The sequence below is a fragment of the Pseudomonas sp. LjRoot71 genome, from assembly GCF_964253255.1.
Lineage (GTDB): Bacteria > Pseudomonadota > Gammaproteobacteria > Pseudomonadales > Pseudomonadaceae > Aquipseudomonas.
Map to the genome: position 1 here is coordinate 1,096,928 of NZ_CAXURA020000001.1, position 21,394 is coordinate 1,118,321.

General features: G+C 58.7%; 15 protein-coding genes. 4 read left to right on the forward strand and 11 right to left on the reverse strand.

Translation table 11 applies throughout. The features are described 5' to 3' along the window. Positions 1–84: 84 nt before the first annotated feature. The 3 genes from ACSQ17_RS05185 to ACSQ17_RS05195 form a co-directional block, all read right to left on the reverse strand. Positions 85–588 carry a hypothetical protein gene (locus tag ACSQ17_RS05185; protein ID WP_436067861.1) on the reverse strand — a complete coding sequence of 168 codons (504 nt, stop codon included), beginning with the start codon at positions 586–588 and terminating at the stop codon, positions 85–87. A 12-nt stretch (positions 589–600) separates the two neighbouring features. Continuing rightward, positions 601–1,479, reverse strand: coding sequence for a hypothetical protein (locus ACSQ17_RS05190; RefSeq protein WP_436067862.1), 879 nt, complete (start codon positions 1,477–1,479; stop codon positions 601–603). Positions 1,480–1,760: 281 nt separating this feature from the next. Then, a complete protein-coding gene (locus tag ACSQ17_RS05195; RefSeq protein ID WP_436067863.1) occupies positions 1,761–2,429 on the reverse strand; it encodes an OB-fold protein in 669 nt (222 codons plus the stop codon). A gap of 138 nt (positions 2,430–2,567) precedes the next feature. Between ACSQ17_RS05195 and ACSQ17_RS05200 the strand changes: the two genes are divergently transcribed. Together ACSQ17_RS05200 and ACSQ17_RS05205 are read left to right on the forward strand one after the other, a co-directional pair. Then, positions 2,568–3,443 (forward strand): WYL domain-containing protein, encoded by an 876-nt coding sequence (locus tag ACSQ17_RS05200; protein WP_436067864.1) that lies wholly within the window; start codon positions 2,568–2,570, stop codon positions 3,441–3,443. A 72-nt stretch (positions 3,444–3,515) separates the two neighbouring features. Beyond that, the gene (locus ACSQ17_RS05205; RefSeq protein ID WP_436067865.1) at positions 3,516–4,457 is read left to right on the forward strand and encodes a metallophosphoesterase; all 942 of its coding nucleotides are present in this window, start codon (positions 3,516–3,518) and stop codon (positions 4,455–4,457) included. A gap of 27 nt (positions 4,458–4,484) precedes the next feature. Here ACSQ17_RS05205 and ACSQ17_RS05210 read toward each other — a convergent pair whose 3' ends face one another. Together ACSQ17_RS05210 and ACSQ17_RS05215 are read right to left on the reverse strand one after the other, a co-directional pair. After that, positions 4,485–5,051 carry a hypothetical protein gene (locus ACSQ17_RS05210; RefSeq protein WP_436067866.1) on the reverse strand — a complete coding sequence of 189 codons (567 nt, stop codon included), beginning with the start codon at positions 5,049–5,051 and terminating at the stop codon, positions 4,485–4,487. A 152-nt stretch (positions 5,052–5,203) separates the two neighbouring features. Continuing rightward, positions 5,204–5,650: a hypothetical protein gene (locus ACSQ17_RS05215; RefSeq protein ID WP_436067867.1), complete on the reverse strand. Its 447-nt coding sequence runs from the start codon at positions 5,648–5,650 to the stop codon at positions 5,204–5,206. A 451-nt stretch (positions 5,651–6,101) separates the two neighbouring features. Here ACSQ17_RS05215 and ACSQ17_RS05220 point away from each other — a divergent pair, with 451 nt between their 5' ends. Both ACSQ17_RS05220 and umuC read left to right on the forward strand, forming a co-directional pair. Beyond that, entirely contained in the window at positions 6,102–6,539 is a 438-nt protein-coding gene (locus tag ACSQ17_RS05220; RefSeq protein WP_436067868.1) for a LexA family protein, read from the forward strand. After that, entirely contained in the window at positions 6,532–7,806 is a 1,275-nt protein-coding gene (gene umuC, locus ACSQ17_RS05225; RefSeq protein WP_436067869.1) for a translesion error-prone DNA polymerase V subunit UmuC, read from the forward strand. The genes ACSQ17_RS05220 and umuC overlap by 8 nt, the downstream gene beginning before the upstream one ends. A 9-nt stretch (positions 7,807–7,815) precedes the next feature. Here the strand turns inward: umuC and ACSQ17_RS05230 are convergent, their stop codons facing one another. The 6 genes from ACSQ17_RS05230 to recC form a co-directional block, all read right to left on the reverse strand. Then, entirely contained in the window at positions 7,816–8,694 is an 879-nt protein-coding gene (locus ACSQ17_RS05230; RefSeq protein WP_436067870.1) for a site-specific integrase, read from the reverse strand. Positions 8,695–9,055: 361 nt separating this feature from the next. After that, a complete protein-coding gene (locus ACSQ17_RS05235; protein ID WP_436067871.1) occupies positions 9,056–10,426 on the reverse strand; it encodes a transposase in 1,371 nt (456 codons plus the stop codon). Between the two features lie 118 nt (positions 10,427–10,544). After that, positions 10,545–11,468, reverse strand: coding sequence for a hypothetical protein (locus ACSQ17_RS05240; RefSeq protein WP_436067872.1), 924 nt, complete (start codon positions 11,466–11,468; stop codon positions 10,545–10,547). Positions 11,469–12,017: 549 nt separating this feature from the next. Continuing rightward, positions 12,018–14,144 carry an exodeoxyribonuclease V subunit alpha gene (gene recD, locus ACSQ17_RS05245; protein WP_436067873.1) on the reverse strand — a complete coding sequence of 709 codons (2,127 nt, stop codon included), beginning with the start codon at positions 14,142–14,144 and terminating at the stop codon, positions 12,018–12,020. Continuing rightward, a complete protein-coding gene (gene recB, locus ACSQ17_RS05250) occupies positions 14,141–17,815 on the reverse strand; it encodes an exodeoxyribonuclease V subunit beta (protein ID WP_436067874.1) in 3,675 nt (1,224 codons plus the stop codon). Before recB ends, recD begins: the two co-directional genes overlap by 4 nt. After that, positions 17,812–21,264 carry an exodeoxyribonuclease V subunit gamma gene (gene recC, locus ACSQ17_RS05255; protein WP_436067875.1) on the reverse strand — a complete coding sequence of 1,151 codons (3,453 nt, stop codon included), beginning with the start codon at positions 21,262–21,264 and terminating at the stop codon, positions 17,812–17,814. The genes recB and recC overlap by 4 nt, the downstream gene beginning before the upstream one ends. Between the last annotated feature and the right edge of the window lie 130 nt (positions 21,265–21,394).

The window sequence follows — 21,394 nt, forward strand, 5'->3', positions numbered from 1 at the left end:
TCGCCGCAGCAGTGCGGCGATCAATACTCTGTTTGCGGCGCATCACCTCGAATAGGTGAGCTGCGTCCGCTTTCAATCCAAAATTCAGCGGCCGAACCGGCCAGGTAATTTGCCGGTGGTTTTATCGTGCACTAGGGCATGGATCACCGGGATCATAAACAACGTCCAGAAAATCGATTTACGCCTGGCGCGGCCCGTTTTGGCGGTGAAGGACTCCAACAGGTTGAAGGAGAAAAACAGCGCCGTAGGGATTTTCACATAGAGGGCAAGCAAGGCTTTGAGCGGGTTTAAGTTATCCCGCACGCTGCGTACCAGGATAAACAGCAGCAGCAAGCCCTCCAGCACCAGCAGCACGATAAACAGGCCTGCGGTGAGCTCGTTCACAGCCTCTTTGCCGCCGCCCAGCAGGATAAACGCGGGCGTCATCAGCACGGGCAAGATGTAGAGTCCTGCGACGAGGATAACGTCGTAGTAGTTGCGATAAACCACCACCTTGCCCTTGGCACCGAGCCATATACCCAAGGCATAGAGCAAGACCAATGCGATAACGATGTAGATCCAGGCGTGCTCAATTTGCGGCCACTGCATCTTGCTGATTCCTTATGCAGTTGCTGGCTTCAATGAAGCACCGCGCCAGCCCCACAACACTGAAAATGCGCGCTTGAGGCCGTACAGGAACAACAGCGGCAGCAGTAAGGTTTTCAGGATAAACACCGCCATCAAGTCCACCATTCCTGGGACGCTTGCTTCCAATGCATCCTTGGCGGCGCTGGCATCCATCTGCGTCATCAAACCTTGAGCTTTCGCAGCCAAACCACTTACGCCACTGGTGAATGAATCCAGCAGGCCTTGCTCCTTTTCTGCAGGTTCTTGCACCAGGGCAGGCTCAGCAATGCGGGTGGCGACGCTTTCTGATACGCCGTTCATTTCAGCAACGCTCTGGTCAATGCCATCACGCAAAAAAGCAGCGTCCACCCAGCTGTTCGCAAGAACGGCCAGTACGATGGCAAAGCGCAAGAAGATCAGGCTTAAAACGGTGCGGAAAAGTACGCCAGTCAGCGGCCTCACATTAGCCAGCACGCTCAGCATAAATGCCGCCACGCTAAGGCTAAGCAGTACGTTGAACACTTGGCTCGACGTTATGCCGATGAGGACTTTCTGCGTGAGCAGAGAGGCGATGGAAAACTCCATTACAGCTGCGTAGCGCTCGACCAAATCATTGATCGGGTCCAGTACTTCGCCCGGAGAGACCGCAAAACTCGCGCCTAGGCTGCCGCCCACCGACACGCTCTGCAGCACAGACACGACAGCGTTTACGCCGCGGGCTACCGTGTAAGCAGAAAAAGCCTGAACCAGCGCGTCATCCACATACTTACTGGAAGTGCGGTCCAAAGCGCCCAGCCATGACATGGCGACTGCCAGCAACATAAAGCCAAATGCCACTGCGAATTTACGAAGAGCCAATCCTTTCTGATCCATGTGTACTTGTCCTTTGGATTGTTACGCTCAGCACATCAACGACGCTCAGGCGCTGCTTGCCGCAGCTGGGCCTTGGCCATACAAGGCCGCAACCACTGGAACGGTTGAGCAAAAAATTAGAATTCGGTGCTAGAACGGGCGGTTAAAAACCAGAGGACAAGCGCAACATCTTAAGGCTGTGTGCGGCCATCCCTGGTTTACCAGCAATTTTGCGACGTCCGTCACCTTATCCACTGGGGTTGCATGGGTAAAGCCAAACTCTGTGTTTTTTAGCAACCGCGTCAGTTAGCGGGCACACACTCATCCGACATCGGTGTTTTTGCGACGTCACCTCGCCCTCTGCATTCCAATATAATGCGCATGCCCTGCTGCAGGCTGGCAGCATAGTTTGCGTGTTCACTACCTAGCTTGAACTGCGGCTGCATGAACTGATTCACCCCGCCACGCAGCGTGACATAAGGTTTGCCAAACAAATCGGTATTGATTGAGTCAACCACGCCGCTGACTTTGAAGCGTTTGCCTTTGAACTGCTGATCAGCGGCTACGGTATTGCGATCGTAAGCTTGCGCCAGTTGCTGGGCGCTTATTTCTTGTAGCGGCGCGGTTGGCGCAACCGACTTTGCAGGCTGACTCACGCTACTGGACGTTGCGGCTGATCGAGTGCTGGCTTTCTCACTCCCAGCCACGCCAAACAGGAACAACGCCAACCAAGCGAAGCCAATCACCCGACTGGCCGTGCTATGCCCCTTACGTAGAAGAAACCAAACGAACACCAGCGGCACGAGGAAGATGCCGAGGCCCAAACCGAACCCAACACTTCGACTGTTCGGGCTTTGCGCAACGTTGGCCTGTGATGACAGCTGCTCAGCAATAGGCGCACCGCAATGCGGACAGGCAGCTGCCTGATCGCTGGCCATGCGGTCGCATTCAGCGCAATGAATCAATGCCATGGTTACTACTCCTTTGATTACTTGTCCTGAAATGCCAGCGAGGCTGGCTTGCTCACAGCAACCAAGGTATGTAGCTTAACTAGACGTATCTAGAGTGTTTGCCCGTACAGGTAAAGTTTTCGCGCAGATGGAGTGGCTATGAAACGCAAGCAAGAAATCGAATCGGTGCGCTGGGACCTGGCTCTGCGGTACCGCCTGATCGAAACCGTGACCTGGTGGGAAGGCCGGCTGACCACGAATCACCTGATGCAGAGCTTCGGCATCAGTCGCCAGCAGGCATCAAAAGACATCAACACCTACATCAATGAGCACGCGCCGAAGAACCTTGAATATGACAAGCATTTGAAGGGGTATGTGCCGAGCAAACACTTCAAGCCACTGTTTATCGACGACAGCGCCAGCGCCTATCTGCACCTGCTCAACCAAAACCATGACCGCGCCCCGCATGTTGAAGGGTTGGCATTGGCCTATGCACATACCGAGGTGCTGCAGGTGCCCGACCGCACTGTACGCCCGGAACTGTTGCGCCCTCTTCTACGCGCCTGCCGCGAAGGGCTGCGCCTGGAATGCGAGTATGTATCCTTCACCACACCGGACGCCGAAACCCGACTGATCGCCCCACACACGTTGATCTACACCGGCATGCGCTGGCATGTGCGTGCGTATTGCGAGAAGAACAAGGATTACCGCGACTTCGTGCTCAGCCGCTTTCGCGGTGTGCCTGAGTTGATGGACGACGAGACCGAGAATACTCGCGAGCAAGATCCAGGCTGGAGCACGCAGGTTCAGGTCATCATCGAACCGGATTCACGCCTGAAACCCGAGCAACAAGCCATTATCGAAACCGACTACGGCATGCAGGATGGCCGGCTGGTGATCGAGACGCGTGGCGCACTTGTGCAGTACGTGCTGCAGCGCTATCAAATCGACACGACCAAGGTGCATACCAAGGCGACAGCGCAGCAGATTGTGGTGGTGAATTTGGATGAGCTGCAGGGGTGGCTTTATCACTGACGCCTAGTTTTCACCCGTTGCGTATGGCTGCTTAGAGTGCGTCTACCGCCATCCTTACTAAGGAAGAATTGCATGTACGACATCATCGGAGACATTCATGGCTATGCCACGGCACTCAAGCGCCTTCTACTGACACTGGGTTACCAAGAACTCAACGGCATCTGGCAGCATCATGAACGCAAGGTGATTTTCCTCGGGGACTTCGTTGATCGCGGCCCTGAGCAAGTCGAAACGGTCCAAATTGCCCGACGCATGGTCGAAGCAGGATACGCGCTGGCGGTGATGGGAAATCATGAGTTCAACGCGGTTGCCTGGGCCACTGCGCACCCGACTCAAGCGGACGAATTCTTGCGCACTCACTCCCAAAAGAATCGCGCTCAGCACCAAGAATTTCTCAACCAAATAGGCGAGTGCTCTAGTGAACATCAACAGACCATCGAATGGTTTAAATCGCTGCCGTTATTCCTAGATCTTGATGGACTGCGTGTGATTCATGCCTGCTGGCACCCGCAAAAAATCGAAACGCTGAAACCACTTTTAGATGAAAACGCACGGTTACGGTCCGAGGCGTGGCAGGCTGTTTGTGACGAGGGGACGAATGCCTTTGAGGCTGTTGAAACGCTGCTGAAAGGCATGGAAATTCCTCTGCCGATTGGCGTGCACTTTAAGGATAAGGATGGGCACTCACGTACTAGCACCCGGACACGCTGGTGGGACCAGGGGGAGCAACTGACTTATCGAGATTTGGCGATTGTGCCGCCATCCATAATTGAGCAGATTCCCCATGAGCCAGTGCCGGCGCACCTGCAGGCTGGCTACGATGGCTGTAAACCGCTTTTCATCGGGCACTATTGGATGAGCGGGACGCCCACCTTAATGACAGATCAGATTGCCTGCCTGGATTACAGCATCGCGAGCAATAACATTAAACAGGCCAAACTCTGCGCCTACCGCTGGAGCGGAGAGCCGATTTTGTCGGAGAAGAACTTGATATGGGTTGGGCGTGATGCATGACATCAGTTCAACCTGTTCGAAGACGAGTCAGACTGGATCAACTTTCTTGGGGCTTCGCGCGTAAATTGTCAGCGTCTTCCTTGCCAACGACAGATCAATTCGGGTCATTTCGAGCAGGTGATCGTCAAAGGTCATTGCTGTAAGAAAATCACCCGTATCGGGATCAATCAGCTGGTTGATCTCATGCGCGTGCATCCGTCGAGACACGATACTGCCGAAGCTTTTTTCAAACTTGACGCGGACCTTGATTGGGCCAGATTCCGAGAAGGTCAGGAGGTACTCTTTGTACCAACGGCCATCGATCTCGTTGTGATACTGAACCTCATCCTGAGTAGGCTGGTGAACGGCGGCATGGTCGATCAACGCTAATGCAGGCGATAAATTTCGGCCAGTCGTTAGCTCTATGCCAAAAGAGTCGCGCAGGGCCTTGTGCAGCGCCTGGGCCAACGTATAGCCCTCTTCGAGATATATCTCGGCGCTTGCTGCGACCCGGTCATACTCGTCATAGCACTCATTTTCAACGCAACAGGTGCGCATTGGATCGGCCTGAAACAATGCCTGTGAGATGACATTTGCCGTGGGCAGGGATTCCATACGTTTATCTTCCATTGTTTATGATTAGTTGCCGCAGGCAGGGTGATGCCCCCTCGGACTCGGGTCATGCCCCGGGTAAGTATTCAACATGGTCAATAATGCTGAAACCATGCCAAAGCCAAAAGCTACACCGGGTAATTAGTTGGCATAAGTCATCCGTAGCACACACATACTGCAAATGGCTTCGAGGCTATTGCCTCGACGAAGCCCAGGCAAACGCTGTCCAACTCACCGAGCCTGCTTTCGATCCAGTGCCCCATCGCACTGTAGTGCTCAATAAGAAAGTCTTCACCGTAGAAATAAATGCCTTCCGCAACGCTGAATGTGCGGCTTACGGCGCTGGTGAAAACGACACCGTGATCTTCGCAAATGCGTTGAGCTTGATCAGCACAAGCCAGCTGAGGCGCTGATTCAAGCAGCGCTTTGCAAAGTGACTGTGCCGCACCGGCTGCCATTTCCTCGGATACGCGGGCAGCTATGGCTGCATCGACTTGCTGCATAACCACAATTGCGACGTACTCTGGCAATGCCGGGATCTGTTGCACCGATTGGTCTTGATTGGGTAAGGCTTCGCTTGGCCAGATTAGTCTCTTTAACATTTCGCGGTCTCCCTGATGTGCAGCCAGGACATTGGCTGAAAGACCCACAGGCTTTAAGTCGTTTTAAGGTCCGCGAAAAACGTGACGTGTCACGCAAAACACGTAAGTAAACTTCACGACAGCCGACTTATCGCTCGATGCCCGAATGCGAGCTTACCTGTGAGGAGTTATTCAGATTTGGCGGCCGCCATAGGCCAGTCTGGCCAGACCGATCATCAGCAGCAAAACACTCACCACCACCACATGGTCAGTCATTGAAATCAGCAGGGTCATGGCGAACCTCCTCAGGTTGAGATGAATCAACCATAGGCACCTGAACAGCTGAAGGCGATACGTAAACTTTTCACCCGTAAACATTTAGAGCAGATGCCTATCTACACCGACGGACACGCCTTGCTGGATCTCAAAATAGCCGGATACTGTACATAAATACAGTTAACGGCGATTTTTCATGAGCAACGCCCTGATCCTTGGCGCACTCCACGCCAGCAGCACACGCCTCCCTTTCTTTGACGCACATATTCCGGCTGGCTTCCCCAGCCCGGCACTGGACCACATGGAGCACAAGCTCTCTCTGGATGAGCTGCTGGACATCAATGCACCGCACACCTACGTCGTGCTGGTCAGCGGTGACAGCATGACCGGAGCAGGCATCTTCGATGGTGACCACCTGATCGTCAGTCGTGCACTGGAGGCAAAACCAGGCGACGTCGTGGTGGCCTGCTTAAACGGTGATGTGTTCGTCAAACGCTTGGGCAGATGCCAGAAGTCATATGTGCTGCAATCCGAACACCCTGATTACGCGCCGCGCTACGTACTGGATGATGACGAACTAATGATCTGGGGCGTCGTAAGTCACAGCCTACGGAATCACCGTGTCCATGCCTGAGCAGGTTTTTGCCCTTATCGACTGCAACAGCTTTTACGCAAGCTGTGAGCGGGTATTTCGGCCTGACCTCCAGCGCACCCCCATCATCGTGCTGAGCAACAACGACGGCTGTGTGATTGCACGCTCCGCCGACGCCAAACCCTTCGTGAAGATGGGTGCGCTGTTCCATGAAATCCGTGGCGAACTCAAGCGCCATGGCATCGTAGCGTTCAGCAGTAACTATGCGCTGTACGGTGACATGAGCGAGCGTGTGATGAGCATCATTGAAGCGCGTCTGCCAGCGGTTGAGGTGTACAGCATCGATGAGGCATTTGCCGACCTGACCGGTATGCCGGAATCACTGGAACATCTTTCTAGGACACTGCAGAACGAGATCAAACAGAAAACCGGCATACCCGTGGGCATCGGCATCGCCGGAACTAAGACCCTGGCCAAGCTAGCCAACCATGCGGCTAAACGCTGGCAGCGCCAAACCGGCGGCGTGGTCGATCTACGTGACCCCGTACGCCGCGATAAATTGCTCAAGGTTATGCCTGTAGAAGATGTCTGGGGCATCGGCAGACGTATGCAGGTTCATCTCAACGCACTAGGCATTAAAACCGCTTGGGATCTGGCCAGTAGTGACGCCTGGGAGCTGCGCAAGCGCTTCAATGTGATCGTCGAGAAAACTGCACGTGAGCTGCGCGGCACTGCCTGCCTAGAGCTTGAAGAGGCCGCTCCGGCCAAGCAGGAAATCTGCTGCAGTCGCTCTTTCGGTAAACGCTTGAAAACCATCGAACCGATTCAAGAAGCTGTGACCGCTTACGCCACCCGTGCGGCTGAAAAACTGCGCCAGCAGGGCTCACTGTGCCGGCAGATTCGCGTCAGCTTGCGCACCGGCATGTTCAACCCCACTGAGGCCAAATATGCGAATGGCCTACTTTGCCAACTCCCCTACCCGACCGATGACACGCGCCTAATTATTGCAGCAGCCCAAGAAGGCATAAGCCGGCTGTACCGGGATGGCTTTAGCTACGCCAAAGCCCAAGTATTGCTTCTGGATCTGTGCAGACGAGATGAGTACACGCAAGATCTATTTGCACCTGAACAACCAGTAAAGACTGAGCGACTGATGAGCACCATGGATGCGATCAACAATCGCTGGGGACGCGGTACGCTGCAGCCGGGACGACTTGCCAAAACAGCGGAGTGGACCATGCGCAGAGAATTGCTCTCTCCTTCCTATACCACCCGCTGGGCTGAGCTGCTGAAAGTAAGTGCTCGGTGAGTTCGATTTTTAGCAACTGATGCGTAACGCCTTTGCACGAGATCGAGCGTAGGTCGCATGTGTTGTTCGAACTTTCGATAAGTCTGCCTCTCGTGCTGGCTTCACCTGGACAGCCTCAGCGCGGCCAAATCGTTTATCGCCGTATCGTGCAATTGAGTCCGTCGCTTGATGGCCCATCACATAAGCAACTTCGATCCGCGACAGTCCCGACGCTTTGAGATTTGATCCAAACTGGTGACGTAAGGTGTACATACTCGGCACCTTTCTACCCGGAAAGGTCTCAAGAGCAACGCAATGGAGCGCCATGCGTATCGAGTCCAAGCTCTTGGCCTCAGAATGAAAGGACTCCATAGCATCGCTCACCAGCCTGCAGAAATCCTCACTGGCTTCAAGCACTCGGTCAGCACCACGCAAACCGCCATGGCTGTGTTTCGCGCCAGGAATCACTATGCGATTACCACTGACGCTGATGCCACTGAGCTCACAGGGGCGTGAGCCAGTCATACTGATCAACAACAGAGCACACGCCTCGACCACCAGCTCTTTCGCTAACAGCCCCTTAACCCAGCGCCCAAGCTCTTCATCAGAAATTCTTTGCCGCCGCGCCTGCTTGCGTTTGCGAGGCAAGCCCAAGACGGTAATCGGATTACGTGTGCGATTGATCTCCTGCGCAATCCAGAAATGCCCCCTGAGCTTCTGATCAAGCGCGAGTGCATTACGCAGCCTTCTGAAGTAGTCAGGCCGGTACTCGGGGGCAGCACGCAGCAGCGCACCGATAATGCTGAACTCATCCAGTTCATCCTGCGCAGATACAGGGATTTCTGGAAAGCGTGTCGCGTAGAAGTGTGTAGCTAGTGAGCGGTAAGCACTTTGAGTATCTGTGTTCATGCTGATTCTTCTTTTTATACGTACGAACGAGCTCGCACATAACCAGCATGCTCAATGAGCAAAAGCTATCGCAATACATCGATCAATTATTTTTGTATACGGCAGAAAAAACAGACGTCAAACCGACCTGCCACGCCAAGGCGGACATAGGTTCGTTGATTGAAGATGAAACCGGCCGACACTCGATGGCAGCTGTCGGCCGATTCTGTTGAAAAAGTAGGTTTAGCGGCAGCCGGCCGGTCGAATGTGCCTGCTGTCGAAGTGGCTGGAAGCCACTTCAAGTTGCCTTTCGGCGTTTCACTGAGCTTTTTTGCCCAGGTCTGAGGGTTAATTCGAGGGTTTCTGCTCGCCGCAGGCGCACCTATCCCGTGATCGGCGGCCCGTGAGGCAGTAGCTTGGCCATACGTCTCAGGTTTTGCACGGTCGCCGCCAAGGTGAATTCGTCAGTCGCACCCGTCAGTCCACGCAGTCGTAAACGGTCCAGTTTCATGATCCGTTTGAGGTGGGCGAACAGCATCTCCACCTTCTTCCGTTCGCAACGAGAGACGAGGTATTCCGGCGTCTTGGCGATGCGTCGCGCCACGTCACGGGTCGCTTCATGGATGCTCCGAGCGATCTTGCGAAATGCGGTATTGGGGCAGCACTTCGCTTTCAGCGGGCAGGTGGCGCAGTCGGTTTGGCTGGAGCGGTAGATGATGGTGTTGGCCTTGGTCACCCGCGATCTTTGCTGGGTGAAGGTGCGCCATGCACTGCGCAGCGGTTTGCCGGCTGGGCAGCGGTATTCATTGGCCTCCTGATTCCAGTGGAAGTCATTACTGGAGAGGGTGTCGTCCTTGCGTTCGGTCTTGTCCCACACCTGCACATGCGGCTCGATGTTCTTCTCTTCGACCATCCAGGCCAGCATCGGCGCAGTGCCATAGGCGGTGTCGCCGATGAGGCGTTCCGGTGTGAGGTCGAACTGCGCTTCGACACGCTCAACCATCGTCCTAGTCGAATCAACCTCGGCGGTACGATGCGCCGGAGTCGCTTCCACATCCATGATCACGCCATACTCGGTGTCGATCAGGTAGTTGGTGGAGTAGGCAAAGTAAGCCGGGCCGCCTGGCGCTGCTGTCCAACGAGACAGCGGATCGGTGAGCGAAATCTTCTTGGGGAGGGCTTCAGCCAACACCTCTTCATCAAGGGCTTCGAGGTACTCGCGTACGGCGCGGCTGCTGAGCTTTGGATCACTCCAATCGACTTCATCTCCCGCTACCCCACGTTGCCGGCTGGCATCCGCCTTGATGATGCTGGCGTCGACGGCGAAACCTTCACCCTTGACCAGACCGGCCGCCATGCAGCGCCGCAGCACCTCATTGAACAACCAGCGGAACAGATCGCTGTCACGAAAACGTCCATGGCGATTCTTCGAGAAGGTCGAATGATTGGGTATTTCATCCTCCAAGCCCAGTCGGCAGAACCAGCGATAGGCCAGGTTTAGGTGCACCTCTTCGCACAATCGCCGCTCGGAACGGATGCCATAGCAGTAGCCGACGACCAGCATGCGCACCATTAACTCCGGATCAATCGAGGGGCGCCCGATGGGGCTATAGAAATCTGCCAGGTAGGCGCGCAGATCACTGAGATCTAAGCACTGGTCGATGCTGCGCAGGAGGTGTTGGGCCGGGACGTGATCTTCCAGATTGAACGAGTAGAACAGGCGCTGCTGTCCTCCCGGTAACTGCCCCATCATGCTGTTCGCCCCCGCGCTCGCTGACAGGGCAATTCTGCCGAAGGCGTGGGGAAGCAGCTACTTTTTCAACAGAATCGGCCTTTTCCTGCCGTTCCGCTGATCGGCAAGGGGGAATGGCTCAGACCTCAGATTCTTCCCCGTAGTTATCGTGCACTGGCATGCTGCCGATCCTTCCGCCTTTTTCGCGGAAGTGTGCGCCGGCATTGTCACCTAGATAGTCATAGGTGGATATTGTCCCGGCGAGCGCACTGGCATTTGCATGAGTTGGTCTTTCGTTCTCTGCTGACACCCAGCCTGTGCCCTCGCATAAGGCGCAGCCTCCTCGGATGCCACCGTGGCCATCGCATCGAGGGCAAACGGCATCACGGGATTGGGATTTGACCGGAGCCCTGTCTGACTCAAGCAAAATAGGGATGAAGGCCTTACGCTTCCTTTTCTGCTTTCGCTTAGGTCGCGCAACAGCCTTCGGATGCATTTCACGCAAGTGTCGTTCAAATGCGTGGCTGGCTATATCAGAACCACATTCGTCGCAGTGCTTCAACGGCACTACAGGCTGTTTTTCCTTCTCAGTGATGACGGTCCGTTTAGGTAAAACAAGTGCAAAGCCACCAGGGCGTGTCAACAGATGAGTCTGAGCCTTTGCAGGCGGCACATAATCGCTCCCTATTGGCATGGCTCTAAGAATTCGCGTTGACTTATCGGCTTGGGACGCCTTGTTGAGCTGCGGCTTGATATAGGTCAGAGCGGCGACCTTATGGACCTCTACATGGGCCGTGTACTGGTCTTCCTTGATAGGCCTCTGGCAAAGGACACATTTGACGTGACCGGGCTTGTCGCACTCTAGCGTGATGAACCCTGTGTTTTTACAGACCTTACAGCCCCCATTGCCTTTGCATACCTGGCAAATAGGTGATCGAGCCAAGGCCCGCAAAATCTTACGAGGAACAGTAAACCCGTGTTTTTCGTTCAAATGCTTCCCTATGCCGCTGAAGGAATATTCGCTCTTACAAATAGGGCAGGGCTGCGGTTGTGTGCCGTCCAAGTCGTACCTCCATGATCCACTTTCATATCGTAAGCACTCCACAGGGGCTGATAGACGCGGCAGTGAAATCAGGGCTCTGCTTCTGAACCAGTCCGGCAGAAAGGCGCGGCCAATTTCAGTTGTGAAGGTCCGCTTCTTAGCCGGGAGCTGCCACCAGACGAGGGATCTCGGTTCACATGATTGAGACGAACCTCAATGTGAGTGCAGCATGGGCATCGCTGCTAAAGGCTCGCATGCTGGCACCTCGACTTACCTCTTGATTTTGTCTACCCCTTTTAAGCAGGCATCCACTGATGCAGCAAACCGGCTCCAACAGGTTGGACTTGCCTAGGAGCTGGCTTGTCGGAGCGACGAACCGCAGCGATTGTGTCTATTCTGCCCCTAGCAGCGGTATTCGCCATCCACCAGCCGCGATATCCCCAACGGGTTGGCCTCCTGCAGCGCCGCCGGCCCTCAGGTCAACTTCACCCTCACCGTCCAGGCCGTAGGCTCTGACATGGTAAAGGTCACGATCCAGTACCCCGGCTACAAATGCCTTAATGCGCCCACTCAGGCGCGTTGAGCCAGCGCCTCGTGCAGTTGCAATGCCAAGCCGCTGGCGCGCTGCACGTTGCGCTCTACCGCGCCTTCGAACACACCTGGTTGAGTCTCGGCCAGGCTGAACCACTCCCTGGCGCGGGTGATCGCGGTGTACAGCAGCTCCTTGGTCAACACCGGGTTCAGCGCATCAGGCAACACCAGCGCGGTGTGGTTGAACTCCGACCCCTGGGACTTGTGCACCGTCATGGCGAACACCGTTTCCACCTCCACCAACCGGCTCGGCAGCACGAAGCGCACGCCGCCACTGCCGTCATTACGCGGGAAGGCCACGCGCAGGGCCAACGCACCCTCTGGTCCGGGCACACATAGCGCGATGCCGATATCGCCGTTCATAAGGTTTAGGCTGTAGTCGTTGCGCGTAACCAGCACAGGGCGCCCTTCGTACCAACCGTGGTCGCTGCTCAGCAAGCCGCGCCGCCGCAACTGCGTGGCCACGCGCTGGTTCAGGCCCTCGACGCCCCAAGGCCCCCGACGCAATGCACACAGCAGGCGGAAACGGTCGAATGCAGACAACACCTTGCCCGCCCAGTCGGCCCAAAGCTGGCTATCCCACGGTGTGTCGGGTGCGGGGCGCTGGTCGCGTAGTTGTTCCAGATAATGTCGGTAGCCGGGCGCGTTGCGGTTGCCATCGATGGCAAGGTCGGTAAGTACGGCATCCTGCTCGCCACGCACCGGCAGGTTGAAAAGCTGCTCCGATGGCTGTTCGAGCACTCGTCGCGCTTCGCTAGCCTGCTTATTGTTGACCAGCTTTGCCAGACACCCGATCCCCTTCTGCGGGTCGAAACGCCTCGAGCCGCGCAACATCACGGTCTGCTGCGCCAGCGGGTCGCCAGCGCCTTTGGCCATCTGCAACTCAGGATCGAGCAGCACCTCACCGCTATGGGTACTCAACCACTGGGCGGTTTGCGCGTTGTAGTTGCCCTTTTCAGCCTCGTGACACAAATCTCCCATCACCGAACCGGCCTCCACCGAAGCCAACTGGTCCTTGTCGCCCAGCAGAATCAAACGAGCCGCCTGGGGCAGGGCATCCAGCACGCAGGCCATCATTTCCAGGTCGATCATCGAGGCTTCATCGACCACCAGCACATCCAACTCCAGCGGTTTGTCGCGCTGGTGAATGAAGTTGCGCGAGTTCGGTCGGCTGCCCAGCAAGCGGTGCAAGGTGGTCACATCCGTCGGTATCTCGGCGCGTACCGCGTCACTCACCCTCAACTTCAGAGTCTCAGAGTGTTCCGCGTCACTCTCCCGCCCCCCCAGAACCTGCTTGCGAATGGACTCGGACAACCGCGCCGCAGCCTTGCCGGTCGGCGCCGCCAGGCGAATACGCAGCGGCTTGCCGCTCTCGACCGCCGGAGTTTGCAGCAGGCCCAGCAGGCGCACCACAGAGGTGGTCTTGCCGGTGCCCGGGCCGCCGGTGATGACGCTGAAGGTACCCCGGGCCGCCAGCGCGCAGGCAATTTTCTGCCAGTTGCTGCATTGCGCGCGCTCGGCTTCGGAGCGGGCGGGGAACAGTTCATCGAGGCGGCTGGTGAGGTTTTCCGGCGTGACGGGCGCCACGCTCAAGCGTGTGCTCAAGGCTTGGGCGATGCTGCACTCGTAATTCCAGTAGCGTCGCAAGTACAGGCGCTGCCCTGCCAGCACCAAGGGCCGTTCTGGGGCGTCATGGCGGGCATCGCGGTCCTCGACCAGGGTGCTGGCGGCCAGCGCCTGGCGCCACTGCCTAGCGTCCAGGCCCTGCAACCATTGCGACGGCAGCGTGCCGCCCTCCTCGCCTTCTGGCGGCAGCGACAGCACAAAATCCGGGGCGGCCAGGGTGGCGGCCAGATCCAGGCAGGCGTGGCCACGGCCCAGCTGGTGGCTGGTCATCGCAGCGGCCAGCAGCACGCAGGCCTGGGCCTGAGGATCTTGCTCAAGAATGAACTTCGCCAAGGCACGATCCAGCGCACGCAGCCAGCCACGCGCCACCCAGGTATCGAGTTGCTGCAAGAGCTCGCTGTGGCTGGCGGCGCCGATGAACACCGCCACCTGCTCGGAATTGCCCTGGCTACTGCTCAGTTGCTTGAGGGTCTGGCTCATGCACTGGCCTCCGCGAATTGCCCCATGAAGAGTTGGTCAAGCTGCTCGATCAGTTGCTGCGATGGGCGCTCAAAGTGCAGGCCATTGGTAGGCGCCTGGTGCCCACGAATGAACAGGTACAGCGCCCCGCCCATGTGCTGCTCGTAGTCGTAGCCGGGCAGGCGCAGCTTGAGCTGGCGATGCAGGGCCAGCAGGTACAGGCACAGCTGCAGGTCGTAACGTTTGTCCAGCATGGTTTCGGCCATGGCCTCGGCGGCATAAGCACTGTCGGTGCAGCCTAGCCAGTTGGATTTGTAGTCCGCCACGTAGTAGCGGCCCTCGTGCTCGAAGGTCAGGTCGATGAAGCCTTTGAACATGCCGTTCAACTGGTTGGGCGCGGGCATCGGTCGCGGCGCACCGCCGAGGGTGTGTTGGCGTACCAGGGCATCGAGGAGCTCAACGTTCACGTTGCGGCTGGAGAACCAGAACTCCATCTCGACCTGATAGGTGCTCAGCGTTGCGAGCGTGCACTGGGTGCCGTTGAAGCACAGGGGGGCCTTCAGGTAGTGGCTTAGCCAGGCCGACAACGGCTCGATCCAGCGCTCCCAGCCGCGCAGGTTGCAGCGCCGCGCCACAGCATCGTGCAGGGCTTGCTCGTCGCTAGCCGCGTTGCCAAAGCCCTCATCGCCGGCCCACTCGAATAGCCCGTGCAGGAAGGTGCCTGGCCCCGCTCCTCGGGGGAAGGCGTGAATACCAACACCGGCAGGCGGGTTCTGCTCGTCGTCCTGCTCTTGCAGGTTGGCCTCCAGCGCAGTGGCCGGCTCAGGCGCAACCGGCGAGTCGGCGCCCATCCGCGCACGGTCGTCGGCGATTGCCAAAGCGGAGTAGCTGGCGATCCACCAGTTCGCCGCCAGCGTGTGCAATGGGCGCAAGGCCTCGCTTACCGTCGGGCGCGCTGGCGCCACATGTACACCCTCGGTTTGCGCAGGGGCCTTGCACACCGCGATGTCGTTGCAGCCCTTCGCGAAGGCGTCCACCACTTCAGCCAACCGCTCAGGGGCAACCGTGCCTTCGCCTGCCAGCAAATAGCCCAAACCCGACTTATGCAAGTCTATCGACGCCCCCCCGGTCTTGAACCCCTGGGGCGCCACGCAAATCCAAGTAGCGTAGCGGGCGCGCGTGAGAGCGACATATAGCAGGCGCATTTCCTCGCCCACGCGCTCATCGTCGGCGCGTTTCTGCGCAGGCTTTGCCGGGTCCCCCTTGGCCAGTTCAATCAACAGGCGGTATTGCTCATCCTGTTGTTCATGGAACATCGGCGGCGCCTTACTGCGGCCATCTACCGCCCTGGCGCTACACGCGAACGGCAACATCACCAAGGGGTACTCCAGGCCCTTGGACTTGTGCACGGTTACCACCTTGATCAAGTCCGAGTCGCTTTCCAGGCGCAGAATCTCTTCCTCGCTCTGCTCCTCAATCTGCTCGGCAAGGTGGCGAATCAGCGCGTGCTCGCCATCGAGTTCGGCGGCGCTGCGCTGCAGCCATTCGGCCAGATGCAGCAGGTTGGTGAGGCGGCGTTCGCCCTGCTCTTCAGCCAGCAAACGGGCCGGCACCTTGAAGGTTGCAAGCAGCCTACGCAGCATGGGCAGCACGCCTTGTTGCTGCCACAGCGCGCGGAAGTCGCGGAACCACTGCACATGCACTTCCCAGCACAGCTCGTTCTGGTTCAACTGCTCCAGGTCCTGCCAGGAAATGCCCACGCTGCGGGTGGCCAATGCCGCACGCAGCAAGCGGTCGCTGGTGGGCTGGGCGCAGGCCCGCAGGATGCACAGCAGGTCGGTGGCTTCTTCGCTTTCGAATACCGAGTCGCGGTCAGACAGATAAACGCTGGCCAGTTTGCGACGCGCAAGGGCCTTGCGAATAGCTTCGGCTTCCTTGCGGCTGCGTACCAGAATGGCGATATCGGCAGGCTTGAGTGCAGTGAGTTGGCCATCGCTGTTGCGCAGGCCCGAGGGTTTTTCTGCACTGCGGTCGAGCCAGGCCTGAATCGCCGAGGCGCATACCTCGGAGGACTCGCGCAGGTAAGTGGCGTTGTTGATTACTCCGTTGGTTTGCAGCTGCCAGAGGGTCAGGGCCTTCTGCTTTTCACCCTGGATCTCCAACGTATCGCTGCGACCTTTGGCATCGACACATTCGAACGGCACCGGGTTCTCCTTCCCCTCCTCGGCAAACCGGAACGCAGCGCGGGGGTGGGCTTCGGCGAAGCTGAAACAGTGGTTGGCGGCATCGACCATCGCCTGGGTGGAGCGGTAGTTGGTGCCCAGGGTGTAATGCCGGCCCTTGGTGGCCTCACGCGCCTTGAGGTATGTGTAGATGTCGGCGCCACGGAACGAATAGATTGCCTGTTTCGGGTCGCCGATCATGAACAGGCCGCAGTCGGGCAGGTTTTCTCCAATGCAGTAGATTTTGTCGAAGATGCCGTACTGAACCGGGTCGGTGTCCTGGAACTCGTCGATCAGGGCCACCGGGTACTGCTGGCGAATGGTCTGCGCCAGGCGCGGGCCGGAGGGGCCTTGCAGCGCACGACCGAGGCGGTTGAGCAAGTCGTCGAAACCGATCTGCGCCCGGCGCAGCTTTTCTTCCTCGAAGGCGCCCTGCACTTCACGAAGAGCATGCAGCAGCAACTGCGCGCGGATGTCTTGCTTGGTGGCCTTGTGGTCGGCCAACGCATCGATGGCCTCGAACGCTGGGTGCCTGGCAATGCTGCCGCCCTTTTTTAGCTTGAAGCGGGTCTGCCCACACTTGAACACGTGGTCACAGGCTTCGCCGCCCTGGCTCCAGGCCGCGATATTGCAAAGCATCTTCTCCAGGGTTTCGCGGCTCTTGGTGGGGTAGGAGTGCGAGGTGCGGGCCTCGTGCAGCACGGCCTCCAACGCCACGATATCCTCTGCCCAAGCGGCGCGCGCCGGCGCTTCGAGCGCGGCGTACTTGGCATTCCAGTCGGCGGTTACCTGAAGCAAGGCATCCAGTTTCGCGGGTGCCGTGATCGATACCCCCCCTTGCCGAAACTCGGCATCGGTACGCGACAGCAGCGGCGTCAATGCCTCGCGCAGCTCGATAGGGCTTTTGAAGCAATCCGTCACCACCTTGGCAAACTCGGGCGACACGCTATAGAACTGCCGGCGCCAGTAATCCCTGACCACTTCATCGAGCAATTCGCGCTGGTCGGTTTCCAGTGTCTGGGTAAACAGGCTGCCGCTGTCGAAGGCGTGCTCGCGCAGCATCCGGTAGCACCAGCCATGAATGGTCGAAACCGCCGCCTCGTCCATCCACTCGCTGGCCAACTGCAACCGCCGAGCACAGGTCGGCCACTGGTCGGCGGGGTATCCGTTGCGAAGGTTCACCAGCAGCGGGTCGTGACGCTCATCGGGTGCCTGGAAGCACTGGGCAGCCTCGTTCAAGCGTGCGCGAATGCGGTCACGCAGCTCTTGGGTGGCGGCGTCGGTGAAGGTCACTACCAGAATTTGCGGCGGCGTCAGCGCTTGCTTGAAGGCAGCCTCGCCGCCATGGCCCAGCACCAGTCGCACGTAGAGCAAGGCGATGGTGAAGGTTTTGCCGGTGCCCGCACTAGCCTCGATCAAGCGGCTGCCATACAGGGGGAAATCGAGGGGATTGAGGTTAACCGCTGTCATCGGTCGCTCCCTGCGTCGGTCGAGGTGAAGTGGCCGAACAGGCCGCCATACAGGAGCTTGGCCCAGGCCGCGAACTGGCCGCTCGCGCACAGTTGGTCGAAGTCGGCGTAGGCACGCCGTTGGGCGAACGAGCGCTCCACTTCACCCTTTTTCATGTAGCCGCCTTCATAGATATCGCGCGCTTTGTCGTAAGCCGAATCGCTGCTTTCCCCACCCGCTGTCAACCAAGCGAAGGCGCTTTCGCAGGCCACCGGCAGCGGCTCTTGCATGCCCGCCACCCAGGCCTGGAGCAGCGCTTGCAGCTGCTCCCGGGCCTGGTGTTCAGGCACTGGCCGGAACACCACATCGCCATTCAAACCCACCAGAATGGTCGTGCAGGCAGGCCCGTTCAACTGCAACGCCAAGTGCCGCAACCAAGGCCGCACCAGGTGCTGCCAACGCAAGCTGTCGCCGCTGCACAGCTTTTTGCTGTCCAGTTGCAGGTAGGCTCGCTCATCAAACGCGCTGCGGCGAATCCCACCCAGCCAATCCTTGAGGCCGGGACGCTCGTCAGTGGCGTCAATGACGGCGGCGCTCTGGCCTTCTTCGAGTTCGGGCCAGGCTTGCAGTTGGGCGTGGTAGCGCGCCAGCAGGCCCGGCATCGGCTCCACCAGCGCCGAGGCGCTCAATGTGCCGAAGCCGCCCAGTGGCAAGGCGCCCTCGCGTTGCAGGCGCTGCACTTGCTGGTCCAACTCGGTCAGGGCCTGTTCGGGCTCGTACGCCTCCTCGACCCAGCGCTTGAGCGCCTGGGTGAGCCGGTCCTGGTGTTGCCAGTTTTCCAGACCATCGAGCTGGAAGGCCTCGTCATCGCGGTTGACCAACTCGTCGTCATCGAAGTTGACCTTCAACCGCTGGCTGAAGAACGCGCTCACCGGGTCGCGCACGAACTCGGAAAGTTGCCGCAGGCTCAACGGCGTGTCCTGCACCGGCGCGGGCAGGCGTTCGCCTACTGGCTGCGAGTCGTGCTCGTCATGCACCTCGCGCCATTCGCTGGAGTAGGTGAACAAGCCATCAGGCCCCGGCTCGTTGGCGAAGTAGGCGGCGCTGAAGGGTTGCAGCGGATGCTCCTGGGTCAATGCCGATAGCAGCGGCTGGCCGTTGGCCGAGCGCCAGCCGCTGGACAGGTGGTCGCGCAACTGGCCGATCAGCACCGAGGGTACGCGCTCGCTGTTATCGCGGATGTTGCGGCCTACCCAGCTCACATACAGCTGCTTGCGGGCCGACAGCAAGGCCTCCAGCAACAGGTAGCGGTCATCTTCACGTCGCGAGCGGTCGCCGGGGCGATAGTCGTTGCGCATCAGGTCGAAATCGACCGGCGATTGCTGGCGCGGGTAATCGCCATCGTTCATGCCCAGCAGGCACACCACCTTGAACGGAATCGCCCGCATCGGCATCAAGGTGCAGAAGTTCACCGCGCCGGCCAGGAAGCGCTGCGACAGGCCGCCATCTTCGATACCACTGAGCCAGGCATCGTGCACCACGCTCAGCGGCAGTGGCAGCGTGAACTGCGCCAACTCGCAGGTGCGCAACCAACCGTCGAGCAGCTTGAGCAATAGGTTGACCAGTAGTTCCTCGGCGTCGCTCACCGGGCGGAAGAACACGGTCAACAAGGCTTGCAGGCGCTCTACCCATTGCACCGGCGTTGCCGGTTGCTGGAGCTCCTGAAGGGCCACTTCCAAGTGGTCGAGCAAGGTCAGCAACGGCCCGGCGAGGGCAGCTTCCAGCCCCGACACTTCGTCGTAGGGTTCGATACCGTTGAGCTGAGGCGCTCGCCCAGCGGCGTAGCCCAGCAGCATGCGCCGCATGCCGAAGCGCCAGGTGTTCTGCTCGAGGCCCGCCGGCATGCCCAGGCTTTCGCGCTGCTCGGCATTGAGCCCCCAGCGCACACCGGCACCGTCGATCCAGCGTTGCAGGGTGGGTACGTCTGCTTCGTTTATCGCGAAACGCGCGCGCAAGGCCGGCACGTCCAGCAGGTCGAGAATGTCGCTGGCCGCGAAGCGGCTGTGGGGCAGCTTGAGCAGGTGCTCCAGGGCGATCAGCAGCGGCTGTCGGCCGCGCTGGCCTTGATCGGCCACGGTAAACGGCAGGTAGCGCGAATCACTCTTTGGCACTTGGCCGAACACCGCCTCGATGTAAGGGGTGTAGGCGTTGATGTCTGGCACCATCACGATCACATCCCGTGGGCTCAACTGCTTGTCGGCGCTGAAGCGGGCGAGAAGTTGGTCGTGCAGCACCTCCACTTCACGCTGCATGCTGTGCACCACGTGAAAACGCAGCGAGCGGTCGGCGGCAGCGTCTACCGCCCCCCAGGTTTCGCGGGTTTCCGGTAGCGGGCGCAGTTCGAGAATGTCGCTTTGCAACTGGCCCAGCAGGGTTGCCGTATCCGGCTCGGTAAACAGGTCGATACGCCCGCCGTTGAGATCTTCGAACAGGTGGCGATAACTGCCAGGCTCGTCGTGGTGGTCAAGCAGGTTGATGTAGTCGCGCCCCTGTTTGCCCCAGGCAGCGAGCAGAGGTTGGCCGTATCCATTCGCAGCAGCGGCAACAACACGGGCGGGTTGGCGACGGTAGTGGTGCGCCAGCATGTCTTTGTCGGCGACGATATCGCCCCAGTGGTGCCGGCAAGGGTTGTGCACGCACAGCAGCACCTGGCTGTAGCGTGAAAGCTCTTTCAGGGCTTCAAGCACCTGCGCAGGCATCGAGGAAATGCCGAACACCACAACCCTGCGTGGCAGCCCCTTTGGCGCCTGGGCAGCGCTGCGCAGGTGAGCGACGAAACGTTTGTGAACTCCAGCGCGACTTTGTTCAAGCGCGCCCTCGCCAACGTCGGCCAGCACCTCGCGCCATAGCTGCGCCTGCCACAGGTTCGGCGCATCCAATGGCTGCGCAGTGCCCTTGATGTGTTGAAGTTGATCCCGCCCGGCAGCCCAGTCTTCCAGCCAATCGGCGCGGTACACTTGGTATTGGTCGAACAAGTCCGCCAACCGCTCGCACAGTTGGTGCAGCTTGCGCTGTTCATCGTCCTTTTCCAGAAAGCGCTTCAGGCTTGCGAAAACCGGGTTCGTGAGCAAGCTGGGCAGCAGGCGCATCAGCCGCCAGCTCAGCGCAGCCTTGTCCAGCGGCGAGGACTGCGGCGTGGTCTGCGCCCCCAGCACCCCGCGATACACCTGCCACAAAAAGCGCGCCGGCAACTGCACATCCAGCGCCGCGGCAATGCCGCAGCCGCCGTTTTGCGGGTCTTCAGCCAGCGCCAGTTTCAGCCACTGGGCGATACCGTTGCTCTGCACCAGCAGCACTTCATTCTCCAGTGGTCGCAGCGGGTAGCTGCGCATCCACTGCACTGCAAGGGCTCGCAGCTCTTCTAGATGATTGCCATGGATGACAACAAGACCAGGCTGAAGCTCCTGCATAGACACACATCCCTCTAGGTACGCTGGAGTGAAAGCTAATCAACACATGCGACACCCTGTGTCGCACGGGATCTTTCACGGAAGAAGCAAAGTGACGTCGTTGAACTGAGGCAGCGATTGGAGAAACGCT